Below are 13,182 nucleotides of genomic sequence, written 5' to 3' on the forward strand. Positions count from 1 at the left end.
CGGACGCCGTGTACCGGTCCACCGTACGATGCCCGGCTGTCCACGTCACCCCGAAGCGGGACACGATCAGTCGCCGGCATGGCTTACCGTGTGGGCATGCCTAGCGTGATTATCGGCCTGGCGCTGCTTGCCTTCTGGCTCTACTGCCTCTTCGACGTGATCACGACCCCCGAGGAGGACATGCGCAACCTCCCCAAGTTCGTATGGGTCCTCATCGTGGTCTTCCTGGCCGGCGTCGGCGCCCTGACCTGGCTCCTCGTGGGCCGTCCCCGGGCGGTGCACTCCGTGTACGGCCCGAACGGCGCCGTGGGCGGTCCGGGGGCGCAGGCGGAGGCTCAGGCGGGCGGCCGGGGCGGGGCGTGGTCCCCGCGCGGCGACGCGCCGCGCGGGCCCGACGACGACCCGGACTTCCTGAGCAGCCTGGAGCGCCGTCTGCGCGGCGACGACTGACCCGACGACCCACCCACAACCGCCGACTGACCCGACGACCCACCCACAACCGACGACTGACCGACGACCGACCCGACGACTGACCGCAGCCGGACGACCGGCGACCGGGCGGCCCCTCACGCCCGGCCCGGCACCCCCACCCGCGGAAGCGTCCGCAGAAGCCGTCCCCCGGCGGCCCCTCGCCAGGCGGGCGCCGGGGTCACTTGGGCACGTCGGCGTAGGAGTGCAGCCCCGAGAAGAAGATGTTGACGCCGACCAGGTTGAACAGCAGGCAGCCGAAGGCGACCAACGAAATGATCATGGCGGCCTTGCCGCGCCATCCGGCCGTCGCCCGCGCGTGGAGATAGGCGGCGTAGACGACCCACGTGACGAACGCCCACACCTCCTTCGGGTCCCAGCCCCAGTAGCGGCCCCACGCCCGGTCGGCCCACAGCGCGCCGGCGATGACGGCGAACGTCCAGATCGGGAAGGAGATGACGATTGCGCGGTGCGCGACCCGCTCCAGCGTCTCCCTGGCGGGCAGCACCGACGGCCGCCCGTCCTGGCGGATCAGGTAGAGGATCGCGCAGACGCCCGCCACGATGAACAGCCCGCTGGCCACGATCGCCGCGGTGACGTGGATCGCGATCCAGTAGGAGTGCAGCGCGGGCATCACCGGGCCCGCCTGGACGTGCAGGAAGAGCACGGCGAAGCCCAGCCCGAGCGCCGCGGTCACCGTCACGAACGCGCCGAGGTAGCGGATCGGCTGGCGGATCAGCAGCGCGAGGAACGCGGTGACGGCCGCGAAGCAGATGGCCACCACGAACTCGTACATGTTGGCCCACGGCCACCGGTCCACCGCGATGCCCCGGGTGAGGATGCCGGCGAGGTTGCCGGCCCACGCGATCCAGGCGATGACCACGCCGGCGATGCCGGCCCGGACCGCCCATCCCGCCGGTTGCGGCGTGCGGACGGTCCCGGCCGTGCCCTCCCCGGGGTCCTCTGCCGGGTCCTCCGCGGGGAGTGCCGGGCCGCCCGCGCCGACGAGTTCACGCGTACGCGCGGGCTCTGCCGTACGGACCCGGCCGAAGGCGAGCTCCAGCGCGAAGCAGATCATCGCGGCGAGATACAGCAGCACGGTGACCAGGATGAGCTGGTCGCTCACCATGGCGAGAGTGTCGTTGACGGCTTGGCTGACCGGGGCGGGCATGATTCACTCCTCGTCCGGGCGGACGCCCGGTGCGGCGGTTCCGGTGGGCGGCTCGTCCGGCTCGGCCTGCCCGGCGACGATCGCGGAGCCGCCCGGGGCGGGCGCTCCGGGCCTGCCCGGCTCGTCGTCCCGGGGCTCGTCCGGTGCGGCGTCCTCGGTGGGCGGGCCGCCGCGCAGGGCGGTGACGATCTGCGCGAACTCCTCGGCGAAGGCCGCGCCCCCGCCCTCGGTGCGGGTCAAGCCTCCCACCGTGGCCCTGCCGTCCTTCACCCGCACCCAGACGCGGCGGCGGCGGATCGTGAGAGACAGCACGAGCCCGATCACCGCGGCCGCCGCCGCGAGCAACGCCGGCTCGCGGCCCGGGTCGTAGGTGACCTGGAGGCTGATCCACTCCTTGACGCCGGTGAACTGGATCTTTCCCGCGCCGTCGGCGAGTTCCTTGGTGTCGCCCACGTTCAGCGGCGCCGGCTGGGCGGCCATCTTGCCGAGCGGCTTCAGGCGCGTGGTGTCGAGCTGATACACCGACTGCGGCCGGCCCGACCGCAGGCCGAGGTCGCCCGCGAACGGGAAGACCTGCACGGTCGGGTTGGCCGCGCCGGGGAAGACCGACACCCAGGCGTCGCCGTTCGGCACGGTCGTGGGCAGGAAGCGGGCCAGGAAGCCCAGCTGGGACGGCCGGGCGTCCGGCACCTTGATGACGCACTCGGACGTGTACGTCGCCTGGTCGCCGGCCAGGCAGGGCACCGGGCCGTCGTAGGCCACCTGGCCCTCGCCGTCCGTCACCCGGAACGTGGGCGCGTAGCCGTGCCCGATGAGGTAGGTCAGCGTGCCGCTCACGTCCAGCGGCTCGTTGACCTTGAGGTCCACCTGGCGGGGTGCGGACTCCGGCGAGTCCTGCACCTCCAGCCGCGCGAGGTAGTCGAGCGGCTGGCCCTGCTTGGCCCCGGCGGCGACGTAGCTGGCCTCGAAGTCCTTCAGCATGAAGGAGAACGGCTCCAGCGACTCTGCGGTGACCCGGCTGCCTGGCATGAAGCGGTCGTAGGCGGCGACGGCGTTGGAGAAGCCGTCGCCCTCCACCACCAGCACGTTGCCGCGGTAGCCGTACAGGCCCCCGGCGCCGACGGCGAACAGCAGCACGAGCAGCGCGATGTGGAAGAGCAGGTTGCCGGTCTCGCGGAGATAGCCCTTCTCCGCCGCCACCCAGCCGTCGCCGGTGACCACCCGGAAGCGCCTGCGCCGGAGCACGGCGGCGGCCCGGTCCACGGTGAGATCGCCCTCGAACTCCTCGGAGTGCGGCAGGCGGCGGAGGTTGCGCGGCGCGGCGGGCGGCCTGCGCCGGATCTCCTTGAAATGCGCCAGGGCGCGCGGGAACACGCACCCGGCCAGCGAGACGAACAGCAGCAGGTAGATCGCGGCGAACCAGGGCGAGGTGAAGACGTCGAACAGCCAGAAGCGGTCGAGCCACTTCGCCTGGGTGGGACTGTCCTTGAAGTACTGCGCGACCCTGCCCGGGTCCACGCCACGCTGGGGATAGACGGAGCCCGGAACCGAGCCGAGCGCGAACAGGAACAGCAGGATGAGCGCGGTGCGCATCGAGGTGAGCGTGCGCCAGGCCCAGCGCAGCCATCCCGTCAGGCCCAGGCCGACCGGCCTGGCCGGCTCCCGCGCCGCGTCCCCGGCCGCCGTCCCGGCACCGGCCGCCGCCTCGTCGCGCGGCGCCGCCTCGTCGAGGAGCGCGGGCTCGTCCCGTACGGCGCGTGCGAGGTCGTCGGGCGCGCTCATCAGATCACCGGCCTGAATCCGCCGACCCACACCTGCAGGTGAACGATGATCTCCGCCCACTGCCCGGTCACGAGCAGCACGCCGACGGCCACGAGCATGCCGCCGCCGACCCTGGTGATCAGCGGGGTGTGCCGACGGACCGCCCGGAACGCGTGGAGGGCCTTGCGGTAGGCCAGCCCGGCCAGCACGAACGGCAGGCCGAGGCCCAGCGCGTACGCGAAGGCGAGGGCCGCGCCGCGCAGCGCGCTGCCCTGGTTCACCGACAGCGTCATGACCACCGCCAGCGTCGGGCCGATGCACGGCGTCCAGCCGAGGCCGAAGACGACGCCGAGCAGCGGGGCCCCCGCGAGCCCGGCGGCGGGCAGCCGGTGGATGCGCACGTCCCGCTGGAGGCCGGGCAGCACGCCCACGAAGGCCAGCCCGAGGACGATCGTCACCACCCCGAGGACCCTGCTGATCACGTCGGCGTTGCCCTGCAACGCCGCGCCGAGACCGCCGAACAGCGCCCCGCCGAGCACGAACACCAGGGCGAACCCGAGCACGAACAACGCGCTGCCCAGCACCATCCGGCTCCGCCTGGGGTCGCCGCTCATGCCCGTGACGTACGACAGGTAGCCGGGGACCAGCGGCAGCACGCACGGGGAGACGAACGACACGAGCCCGGCGGCCGCCGCGATCGGCGCGGCGAGCAGCAGCGAGCCCGTCGCGACGGTGCTGCCGAGGTCACTCATCGGTCACCTTGGTGACGGCCGCGAGGAGGTCGTCGTACTTCACGGCGCCGAGCGCGCGGGCGGCGATGCGGCCCTGGGCGTCGATGATCAGCGTGGAGGGGATGGCGGCGGGGGGCACCGTGCCCTGGAACTTCAGCAGCGTCTTGCCGCTCTGGTCGTAGATGCTCGGATAGCCCGGCTTCACCGAGCGGTCGTACGCCTGCGCGGACGCCTGGAGGTCCTTGAAGTTGACGCCGAGGAACTCCACGCCCTTCGGCTTGGTGGTCGCCGCGATGTCCTTGAGCACAGGCGCCTCGGCCCGGCAGGGCGCGCACCAGGAGGCCCAGAAGTTCAGCACGTGGACCTTGCCCGTGGTGAGCGTGGCGGTGCCGCCGTCCAGGGTCTGTCCCTCGATCGCGGGCGCCTTCTGGCGCTGCGCCGCGGTGAAGAACTCGACCCGGCCGTCGCCCGCGACGAAACGGGTGTCGCCGGAGCGGGGCTGGGCCTCCTGGCCGCCCGCGCAACCGGCGAGGGCCGTGACGGCCGCGGCCGCGGCGGCGAGCGCGGTCAGGCGCGTTGCGGTCAGGCGCTTGGCGGACACGGGAGATGGATCTCCTTGTACTACAACCGGTAGAGCTGTAAGCCTACCGACCGGTGGGGGTGCCCGGTTCTCCGGGGCACAGGGTCGCCGGGCCACGGGATCGCCGGGGCACGGCCACGTGCGTGACGTCACCCGGGGACGATCACGCCCCGGGCATCGCTCGCGGGCCGGGCGTCTCCTCGTCCTCCGGGCCGGTCGCCGTCTGCTCGGGATCGACGCGCATCGCCTCGGTATCGAGGCGCACCGCCCCGGGGAGGGTCGCGCCGGCCTCCTCGGGATGGGCGCGCAACGCCTCCGGGAGGGCCGCGTCGGCCTGCTCGAACAGCGCGGCCTCGCCCTGCGGCTGCGCGACCTCCCGCAGCAGCGCCCCGGCGGGCTCGCTGTAACCGACGCTGATGAGCCGGTTCCCCTCGAAGGTCAGGCTGGTGAGGCTGGCCAGCGCGCACTGACGCTTGCGCGGGTCGTGCCACAGCCGCCTGCCCTCGGCGGCGAGCCGGATGACCCAGATCGGCAGCTGATGACTGACCAGCAGCGCCTCGTGGCCGCGGGCCGCCGCCCGCGCGTCGTCCACCACCGACTTCATGCGGCCCACGACCTCGCGGTACGGCTCCCCCCAGGACGGCCGGAACGGGTTCCTGAAGTGGCGGTAGGAGCGGGGATCGCGGAAGACGGTGTCGCCGCCGGTCATCCGCAGGCCCTCGAAGACGTTGCCCGCCTCGATGAGCCGCTCGTCGGTGGTGATCTCCAGGCCCAAAGCCTGCGCGGCCGGCTCCGCGGTCTCCTGGGCGCGCTCCATCGGCGAGCTCCAGACCGCGACGATGTCCCTGCCCGCGACGGCCTTGGCGACGATCTCGGCCATCCGGCGGCCGGTCTCGGACAGGTGGTAACCCGGCAGCCTGCCGTACAGGACGCCGCGGGGATTGTGGACTTCTCCGTGCCGGAGCAGGTGAACGATGGTCATCTCTGTCATGACCTGCACAGCCTACCCACCGGACGGCTCCGGGCACGCGGAGCGCAGCGCCTCTACGGCGGCGCGGATCGCGGGGCGCCTCGCGGCGTCGGTCCGCCACACCGCGTAGATCCGCCTGACCGGCGGCGGCTGGACGGCCAGGACGGCGACGCCCTCCGGCAGCGGCCCCCGGCCGAGCCGCGGGATGAGCGCGCATCCGTGGCCCTCGGCGACCAGCGCGAGCTGGGTGGGGTACTCGTCGGCCATGGAGACGATGTGCGGCTCCCGTTCCTCGGAACGCAGCAGGAACACCAGGAAGTCGTGGCAGACCGTGCCGGGGGTCGAGCTGATCCAGCTCTCGCCGTCGAGGTCGCTCAGCCGCACCCGGTCGGCGCCCACCAGCGGGTGGTCGGCCGGCACCACGACGTCGGCCACGTCGTCGAGCAGCGCCGTGCGCGACAGCCCCTCCGGCAGGGCCATCGGGCGGTTGAGCCAGTCCTGGAGGACTGCGAGGTCGAGGTCGCCGCGCGACAGCTCGCGGATCTGCCGTTCGGGCTCCCGCTCGTAGACGAGCAGGTCGAGGTCGGGGTGCTGCCTCTTCAGTGTGGTGAGGGCGCGCGGCACGATGCCCCGCGCCGCGGTGGGGAAGGCGGCCATGCTCAGCCTGCCGACCACCTCCCCGCGCAGCGCCTCGAAGTCGGCCTCCGCCGTCTCCACGAGCGCGAGGATGCGCTCGGCGTGGTCGGCGAGCAGCCCGGCAGCGTCGGTGAGTTTCACCCCGCGGCCGTTGCGCTCGATCAGGACCGCGCCGGTCTCCCGTTCGAGCTTGGCGAGCTGCTGGGAGATCGCCGACGGGGTCACCATCAGCGCCTCGGCGGCGGCGCCCACGGACCCGTAGACGGCGACCGCGTGCAGTGCCTTCAGCCGGTTCAGATCCAACATGTAGACAGTCTAAACCGTCCGGGTAAGAAAAACTCGGTTGCGCTCAACTGTTTAGCGATGCGATGATTTGCTCATGCGAATCTTCAACAAGTTCTTCACGAAGCCGACCCGTACCGAGCAGACCTCCTACCTGGAGACCCTTGCGAAGCAGGCCAGGCAGAGCCGGGACCGGCGCCACTCCCGCTGACCCTTCCGGCGACCGATCCATGCGCCCCCGCCACCTGGCTCTGGCCGTCGCGCTCGCCGCCGTCTGGGGCTGCAACTTCGTCGTCATGCAGACGGGCCTGAAGCACTACCCGCCGCTCACGTACGCCGCCCTCCGCTTCCTGCTGGCCGCCTTCCCCGCCGTGCTGGTCACCGGAGGACCGCGCGTGCCCTGGCGGTGGGTGCTGGCCACCGGCGCGTCGCTCGGCGTCGCCCAGTACGGCCTGTTGCTGCTCGGCATGCGCGCCGGTATGCCCGCCGGGCTGACCTCACTGGTCATCCAGGTGCAGGCGGTCTTCACCGCACTGTTCGCGACCGCGCTGCTCGGCGAGCGGCTCGGACGGCGCAGGATCACCGGTACGGTCGTGGCCTTCGCCGGCCTGGGCCTGATCGCGGCCGGTGTCGTCGCGGAGTCGGGGGCGATCCCCTTCGGGGCGTTCCTGCTGTGCGTGGCCTCGGCGGCCGGGTGGGGGCTCGGCAACGTCGCCACCCGCAGGGCCGCGCCGCCCGACTCCCTCCGCTTCATGGTGTGGGTCAGCGCCGTCTCGGCGCCGCCCCTCCTGGCGCTGGCCCTGATGACCGAGGGCCCGTCCTCGCTGGGGTCGTTCACCGTGGAGGGCGTGGGCGCCGTGCTCTACACCGCACTTCTGTCGACCCTCGGCGGATTCGCCGTCTGGGGATGGCTTCTCACCCGGTACGACGCCTCGCTCGTCGCGCCGTACGGCCTGCTGGTGCCGGTCTTCGGACTGGCCTCCGCCGCCCTGTTCACCGGCGAGCCCGTCTCCCCGCTCACGTTCGCCGCCGGCGCCCTCATCCTCGCCGGCCTCCTCTACGCCGGCACCCGCCCCCGCACGGCCCCCGCCCCCACTCCCTCCCCCACCCCACGCTGACCTTGGTGAAGTGAGGCGCGGGCTGGGGCTAGCCGCGGAGGTGGTCGCGGGCCGACGTGTGGAACGCGGCGACCAGCCGGCCGCGGTCCGCGGCCCGGGTCGCCACGACGACGTGACCCGGTTCGACGCCGTGCAGCGGGATCGTGGTGAGGTCGGGGCGGATGCCGGCCGCGTACAGGGCGGCCGGGACGATGGCTACCGCCTGCCCCGCGGCGATGTGTTCGAGCTTGTCCTCGATGGTCTCGACAAGGGGCCCGTCGGGCGCGGGGCGGCCTCCGGGTCGCGGGTCGACGCGCCAGTACGCGTCGAACTCGGGATCCGGGAAGCGGGGGATCGGCTCGCCCTCGATGTCGTCGAGAGTGACGGACTCCTTGCCGGCCAGCCGGTGCCCGATCGGCACGAGCAGCATCTTCGGCTCGTCGTAGAGGATCGTCACGCGCAGGCCGCCGGTTCGCAGCGGCAGCCGGGTGACCACCGCGTCGACCCGCCGCTCGAGCAGCGCCTCACGCGGCTCGTTCCACTCCAGGTGCAGCGTGCGTACGTCGGCGTCGGGATGCCTGTGCCGCAGGTCCCGCACCGCCGGCGTGACGATGAGGCCCGCGGTGTAGCCGATGGTGATCCGGGTGGGCTGCGCGGCGGCCCGGGCGACGGCCACGGCCTGCTCCGACGCGCGCAGCAACGCGTGCGCGTGCGGGAGGAAGGCCTCTCCCGCCTCGGTGAGCCGGGTGCCCTGCCGCGTACGGTCGAGAAGCCGCGCGCCCACCTCGGCCTCAAGCCGGCTGATCTGCCGGCTCAGCGACGGCTGCGCGACGCGCAACTCGTCCGCGGCGCGGCCGTAGTGCAGGTGCGCGGCGACGACGGTGAAGTAGCGCAGCAGCCGTAGGTCGAGATCCGTCATACCGGAAGCGTATGACGTGTTGCGGAACAGGTCTTTGATCAGCCGTGACGCGCGTCCCTAGCGTGGACTCATGGCTACCGAGAACGAGATCGCGGCCCGGCGCTTCTACGAGGCTCTGGCCACCGGTGACACGGCGCTGGTCGACGAGGCCCTCGCCCCTGACTGGGAGGCCGTCCCGGCCCTGCGTAGCGCAACCGGCCTCGACGGATGGAAGAAGAGCATCGACCACCTACGAGGGGTGTTCTCCGGCCTGACCGTCACGATCGAGCACATCGTCGAGTCCGGTGACATGGTGGCCGTGCGCTCGGTCGGCCGCGGCGTGCACACCGGGGAGCTGCTCGGCGTCGAGGGCACGGGCCGCGAGGTCGAGCTCCGGGCGTCGGACTTCCACCAGATGGCCGGAGGCCGGATCGTGCGGACGTGGCACCTGGAGGACTACTTCGGGATCGCACAGCAGATCGGGCTGGAGTTCACCCGTGGCGCTTGACGGAAGGACGGCGGTGGTGACCGGGGCGGCCCGGGGCATCGGATACGCGTACTGCCGCCGGCTCGCCGCGGACGGCGCGAACGTGGTCGCCGTCGACGTCGACGACCCGACCGGCGCCGTCGAGAAGCTGACGGGCGGCGGCGACAGGCTGGGGCTGGTGTGCGACGTCGGCGAACCGTCGCAGGTCGACGCCGTGGCCGGCACGGTCCTCGACCGGTACGGGCGCTGCGACATCCTCGTCAACAACGCCGGCATCTTCCCGTTCGCCGACCTCGATCACCTGACGATCGACCTGTGGCGAAAGGTGCAGGCGGTCAACGTCGAGGCGATCCTGCTCTTCGCGCGGGCGTTCGCCCCGGGAATGCGCGCCGCCGGATGGGGGCGCATCGTCAACACCGGTTCGGGCATCACCACGACGCAGAACCGCGACCTCGCGTACATGACCAGCAAGGGCACCGTGCACGCGCTGACCCGGGCGCTCGCCAACGAACTCGGCGAGAGCGGCATAACCGTCAACGCGATCGCGCCCGGGCTGGTGGCGACCGAGGGTTTCCTGGGCCGCGCCCGGACGAACGGCCCGACCGCCGAGGAGGTGTTCGCCCGGGTGACGGCGATGCAGACCATCAAGCGCAAATCGGTCCCGGAGGACCTCGCCGGCGCCCTCGCCTTCCTGGTCTCGGACGACGCCGGCTTCGTCACGGGCCAGATCCTGCACGTCGACGGTGGCGTGACCCGTACGGGAGCCTGACCGCGCCCGACGCGGCAGCCGGCCGTCTCAGGCGCCGGCGGCCTGGGCGGCGGCCTTCGCGGCCAGGGGCAGGGCCTCGGCGATCCGGGTGAGCGCCTCGTCGTCGTGGGCGGCCGACAGGAACCACGCCTCGTACGCCGACGGCGGCAGGTAGACGCCCTGGTCCAGCATGCTGTGGAAGAACGCCCGGTACGCGTCGGTGTTCTGGGTGCGGGCCGATTCGAAGTCGGTGACCGGGGTGTCGGTGAAGAAGATCGAGAAGAGGTTGCCCGCGCGCTGGAGGCGGTGCGGCACCCCGGCGGCGGCCAGCGCGTCGGAGGCCGCCCGCCCGATGACCAGGGCGGAGGCGTCGATGCGGTCGTACGCGTCGTCGTCGCAGGCGCGCAGCGTGGCCAGCCCGGCCGCGCAGGCGAGCGGGTTGCCCGACAGCGTCCCGGCCTGGTAGACGGGGCCCTCGGGGGCGAGCGCGGCCATGACCTCCGCCCGGCCGGCGAACGCCGCGGCGGGCAGCCCGCCGCCCATCACCTTGCCGAACGTCATGAGGTCGGCCTCGACGGGGTCGACGCCGTACCAGCCGGAGGCGGAGACGCGGAAGCCGGTGAGCACCTCGTCGATGATCAGCAGTGCGCCGTGCTCGGTGCACAGCTCACGCAGGCGCGCGTTGAAGCCGTCGGCGGGCGGCACGACGCCCATGTTCGCCGGGCACGCCTCGGTGATCACGCAGGCGATCTCGAACGCGCGGAAGGCCTCCTCGACCGCCTCGACCGAGTTGTACGGCAGGACGATCGTGTCGGCCGCCGAGGCGCCGGTGACGCCCGGGGTGTCCGGCAGGCCGAAGGTGACGACGCCCGAGCCGGCGGACGCCAGCAGCGCGTCGACGTGGCCGTGGTAGCAGCCGGCGAACTTCACGACCTTCGCCCGGCCGGTGAAGCCGCGGGCGAGCCGTACGGCGGACATGGTGGCCTCGGTGCCCGAACTGACCAGGCGGACCTTCTCGACCGGCGCCACGCGGGCGACGATCTCCTCGGCGAGCAGGACCTCCCCCTCCGTCGCGGTGCCGAAGGAGAAGCCGCGGGCGACGGCCTCCTCCAGCGCCTCCACGACCGCCGGGTGCCGGTGACCCAGGATCATCGGGCCCCAGGAGCACACCAGGTCGACGTAGCGGTTGCCGTCCACGTCGGTGATGTACGGCCCCTCACCGGAGGCCATGAAGCGGGGCGTGCCGCCCACGGCGCCGAAGGCGCGCACCGGCGAGTTCACCCCGCCGGGGACGATCCGGCGGGCGCGGTCGAACAGGTCCTCGGAGGTCTGCGTACGAGTCACGCCCTCCAGGTTACGGGCCGGCCGGCGCGGTGGTCGTACCGGGAACCGCTCGCGAGAACCACTCGCGGAGACTACTCACAGAAGTCGGCGAGCAGGTCGAGGACCCGCAGCGGGTCGGGCAGGGGACGCCCGTCGGGAGGCCTGATCCAGCTCACGGTCCCGCCGGACGGCGTGGTGGACGGCGGCGCGAGCACGTAACTCTCCCGGCAGTGCCAGCGCAGCCCCGGCGTGCTGTCGATGGTCTCCGGACCCGCGTCAAGGTGGCAGGACCACCACTCGTCCTCGTCCTCGGGGGCGCCGCGCGTGGCCACGAAAAAAAGCACCCGGTCGCCGTTCTCGGCGACCGGGCCGGTGTCGAAGCCCGCGGCGTCCATGGCCGCCAGCGTGGGGCGGCCCGCCTCGGCCGTCACGTCGAAGACGTCGAACACCCTGCCGGTGGGCAGGATCACGTTCGCGTCCGGATCCTGCTTCCACCACCGCGTCAGCAGCGCGGTGTCCGTCGTGGCCTGCATCTGCCAGGCGGGCGACAGCGGGTGCATGCCGGGGTCGGGACAGCCCACCCGGTCACAGGAGCACGCCCTGCCCCCCTCGGCCAGCGGATGGGCTCCCATACAGCTCGCCCAGCCCAGCTGGGCGTACTCGAGCACCGACGTCATCTTCGGTGGCGCGTGATGCGCGCGCCGTTTCGCACGACGGGCCAGCGGTACTCCGACCATGGCGCTCCTCCCCACAAGCGACCTAAGCGGTCTCCGACGAGACACGCCCTGCCGCGCGGCCCCGGCGGCGCCTCGCCGCGCTGCCCCGGCCACGCCCGAAACCGGCGGCGTGCGCCGGACATTCCGTCGCCGCCGCCGCCCTGCGATAGGCACGATGGTACGTACCTGCTGATTTGCCTCGCCTGGCAGGGCCCTGATGAGAGGTCAGGATAGTGCCCGGGCGACCTCCGTGGCCCAGTACGTGAGGATCATGTCGGCACCGGCGCGGCGGATCGCGACCAGCGACTCCATGATCACCCGCTCCCGGTCGATCCAGCCGTTGGCCGCCGCGGCCTCGACCATCGCGTACTCGCCGCTGACCTGGTAGGCCGCGACGGGCACCTCGACCAGGTCGCGCACCTGCCGCAGGATGTCCAGGTACGCCAACGCGGGCTTCACCATGACGGCGTCCGCGCCCTCGGCCAGGTCGAGGCGCACCTCGCGCAGCGCCTCGCCGATCGGACCGGCCGGGTCCTGCTGGTAGGCGCTGCGGTCGCCGAACTGCGGCGCGCACTCGGCGGCGTCGCGGAACGGCCCGTAGAAGCCGGAGGCGTACTTGGCCGCGTAGGCCAGGATCGGGATCTCGGCGAAGCCGGCCGCGTCGAGGGCGGCGCGGATGGCCCCCACCTGGCCGTCCATCATGCCGCTCGGCGCGATCATCTGGCTCCCGGCCGCCGCCTGGGCGACCGCCGCCGACGCGTACCGCTCCAGCGTCGCGTCGTTGTCCACCTCGCCGCCGGCGGTCAGCAGGCCGCAGTGGCCGTGGTCGGTGTACTCGTCCAGGCAGGTGTCGGTCATCAGGACCAGCGCGTCGCCCAGGTCGGCGGCGAGGTCGCGCAGGGCCGCCTGGACGATCCCGTCGGGGTCGTCGGCGCCCGAGCCCCGGGCGTCCTTGTGCGCCGGAATCCCGAACAGGATGATCCCGCCGACGCCGGCTTCGGCCGCCTCGTGCGCGGCCTTGCGCAGCGACTCGCGGGTGTGCTGGACGACCCCGGGCATGGAGCCCACCGGCTGCGGCTCGGCGATGCCCTCCTTGACGAACACGGGCAGGATGAGCTCGGCCGGGTGCAGCCGCGTCCCCGCGACCATCCGCCGCATCGCGGCGGTGCGGCGCAGCCGCCGGGGCCGCGCCACCGGGTATCGGGCGTTCACAACGATCTCCCCGCTCTGGATCGCGCGGCCCGCGGGATCGCCCCCGCGGGCCGCGCGCGAACCGAATCCACTCGCGCTGCTACTTCACGCGTTCGACTTCAC

At 72.9% G+C, this 13,182-nt stretch carries 13 protein-coding genes and 1 pseudogene; 4 read left to right on the forward strand and 10 right to left on the reverse strand.

The features are described from left to right. Positions 1-96: 96 nt before the first annotated feature. Positions 97-450 (forward strand): PLDc N-terminal domain-containing protein, encoded by a 354-nt coding sequence (locus FED44_RS01465; RefSeq protein ID WP_111699603.1) that lies wholly within the window; start codon positions 97-99, stop codon positions 448-450. Between the two features lie 199 nt (positions 451-649). Here FED44_RS01465 and ccsB read toward each other — a convergent pair whose 3' ends face one another. From ccsB to FED44_RS01495, 6 genes and pseudogenes are all read right to left on the reverse strand, one after another. Further along, positions 650-1,639, reverse strand: coding sequence for a c-type cytochrome biogenesis protein CcsB (gene ccsB / locus FED44_RS01470; RefSeq protein WP_111699585.1), 990 nt, complete (start codon positions 1,637-1,639; stop codon positions 650-652). A gap of 3 nt (positions 1,640-1,642) precedes the next feature. Continuing rightward, positions 1,643-3,421, reverse strand: coding sequence for a cytochrome c biogenesis protein ResB (gene resB / locus FED44_RS01475; RefSeq protein WP_208758786.1), 1,779 nt, complete (start codon positions 3,419-3,421; stop codon positions 1,643-1,645). Continuing rightward, a complete protein-coding gene (locus FED44_RS01480) occupies positions 3,421-4,152 on the reverse strand; it encodes a cytochrome c biogenesis CcdA family protein (RefSeq protein WP_111699587.1) in 732 nt (243 codons plus the stop codon). The genes resB and FED44_RS01480 overlap by 1 nt, the downstream gene beginning before the upstream one ends. Continuing rightward, positions 4,145-4,732, reverse strand: a complete 588-nt coding sequence (locus tag FED44_RS01485; RefSeq protein ID WP_244301653.1) for a TlpA family protein disulfide reductase — start codon at positions 4,730-4,732, stop codon at positions 4,145-4,147. Before FED44_RS01485 ends, FED44_RS01480 begins: the two co-directional genes overlap by 8 nt. Positions 4,733-5,084: 352 nt before the next feature. Beyond that, positions 5,085-5,702 (reverse strand): annotated as a pseudogene (locus tag FED44_RS01490) (histidine phosphatase family protein); the annotation flags it as partial. Between the two features lie 12 nt (positions 5,703-5,714). Next, entirely contained in the window at positions 5,715-6,623 is a 909-nt protein-coding gene (locus FED44_RS01495; RefSeq protein WP_111699588.1) for a LysR family transcriptional regulator, read from the reverse strand. 206 nt (positions 6,624-6,829) lie between these two features. Between FED44_RS01495 and FED44_RS01500 the strand changes: the two genes are divergently transcribed. Continuing rightward, positions 6,830-7,717, forward strand: coding sequence for an EamA family transporter (locus FED44_RS01500; protein WP_111699589.1), 888 nt, complete (start codon positions 6,830-6,832; stop codon positions 7,715-7,717). A gap of 28 nt (positions 7,718-7,745) precedes the next feature. Here FED44_RS01500 and FED44_RS01505 read toward each other — a convergent pair whose 3' ends face one another. Then, complete coding sequence (locus tag FED44_RS01505) at positions 7,746-8,615, reverse strand: LysR family transcriptional regulator (protein ID WP_111699590.1); 870 nt, start codon at positions 8,613-8,615, stop codon at positions 7,746-7,748. 70 nt (positions 8,616-8,685) lie between these two features. On the opposite strand from FED44_RS01505, the gene FED44_RS01510 reads away from it, so the two are divergent. Next, positions 8,686-9,102, forward strand: coding sequence for an ester cyclase (locus tag FED44_RS01510; protein ID WP_111699591.1), 417 nt, complete (start codon positions 8,686-8,688; stop codon positions 9,100-9,102). Then, the gene (locus FED44_RS01515) at positions 9,092-9,850 is read left to right on the forward strand and encodes an SDR family NAD(P)-dependent oxidoreductase (RefSeq protein WP_138459498.1); all 759 of its coding nucleotides are present in this window, start codon (positions 9,092-9,094) and stop codon (positions 9,848-9,850) included. Before FED44_RS01510 ends, FED44_RS01515 begins: the two co-directional genes overlap by 11 nt. 27 nt (positions 9,851-9,877) lie before the next feature. Here FED44_RS01515 and hemL read toward each other — a convergent pair whose 3' ends face one another. From hemL to hemB, 3 genes are all read right to left on the reverse strand, one after another. Further along, a complete protein-coding gene (gene hemL, locus FED44_RS01520) occupies positions 9,878-11,173 on the reverse strand; it encodes a glutamate-1-semialdehyde 2,1-aminomutase (protein WP_138459499.1) in 1,296 nt (431 codons plus the stop codon). A 71-nt stretch (positions 11,174-11,244) separates the two neighbouring features. Further along, a complete protein-coding gene (locus FED44_RS01525) occupies positions 11,245-11,889 on the reverse strand; it encodes a bifunctional DNA primase/polymerase (protein WP_111699594.1) in 645 nt (214 codons plus the stop codon). A gap of 204 nt (positions 11,890-12,093) precedes the next feature. Further along, on the reverse strand, positions 12,094-13,080 hold the full coding sequence (gene hemB / locus FED44_RS01530) for a porphobilinogen synthase (protein ID WP_138459500.1): 987 nt from the start codon (positions 13,078-13,080) through the stop codon (positions 12,094-12,096). Positions 13,081-13,182: the final 102 nt, after the last annotated feature.

It is taken from the genome of Microbispora triticiradicis (genome assembly GCF_005864065.1).
GTDB lineage: Bacteria > Actinomycetota > Actinomycetes > Streptosporangiales > Streptosporangiaceae > Microbispora > Microbispora triticiradicis.

Excerpts from the sequence above, each read along its gene's own strand:
- FED44_RS01505 (WP_111699590.1), bottom strand. The coding sequence starts at position 8,615 with ATGACGGATCTCGACCTACGGCTGCTGCGCTACTTCACCGTCGTCGCC.
- FED44_RS01465 (WP_111699603.1), top strand. The coding sequence starts at position 97 with ATGCCTAGCGTGATTATCGGCCTGGCGCTGCTTGCCTTCTGGCTCTAC.
- FED44_RS01495 (WP_111699588.1), bottom strand. The coding sequence starts at position 6,623 with ATGTTGGATCTGAACCGGCTGAAGGCACTGCACGCGGTCGCCGTCTAC.
- FED44_RS01480 (WP_111699587.1), bottom strand. The coding sequence starts at position 4,152 with ATGAGTGACCTCGGCAGCACCGTCGCGACGGGCTCGCTGCTGCTCGCC.
- FED44_RS01500 (WP_111699589.1), top strand. The coding sequence starts at position 6,830 with ATGCGCCCCCGCCACCTGGCTCTGGCCGTCGCGCTCGCCGCCGTCTGG.
- FED44_RS01510 (WP_111699591.1), top strand. The coding sequence starts at position 8,686 with ATGGCTACCGAGAACGAGATCGCGGCCCGGCGCTTCTACGAGGCTCTG.
- ccsB (WP_111699585.1), bottom strand. The coding sequence starts at position 1,639 with ATGCCCGCCCCGGTCAGCCAAGCCGTCAACGACACTCTCGCCATGGTG.
- FED44_RS01525 (WP_111699594.1), bottom strand. The coding sequence starts at position 11,889 with ATGGTCGGAGTACCGCTGGCCCGTCGTGCGAAACGGCGCGCGCATCAC.
- resB (WP_208758786.1), bottom strand. The coding sequence starts at position 3,421 with ATGAGCGCGCCCGACGACCTCGCACGCGCCGTACGGGACGAGCCCGCG.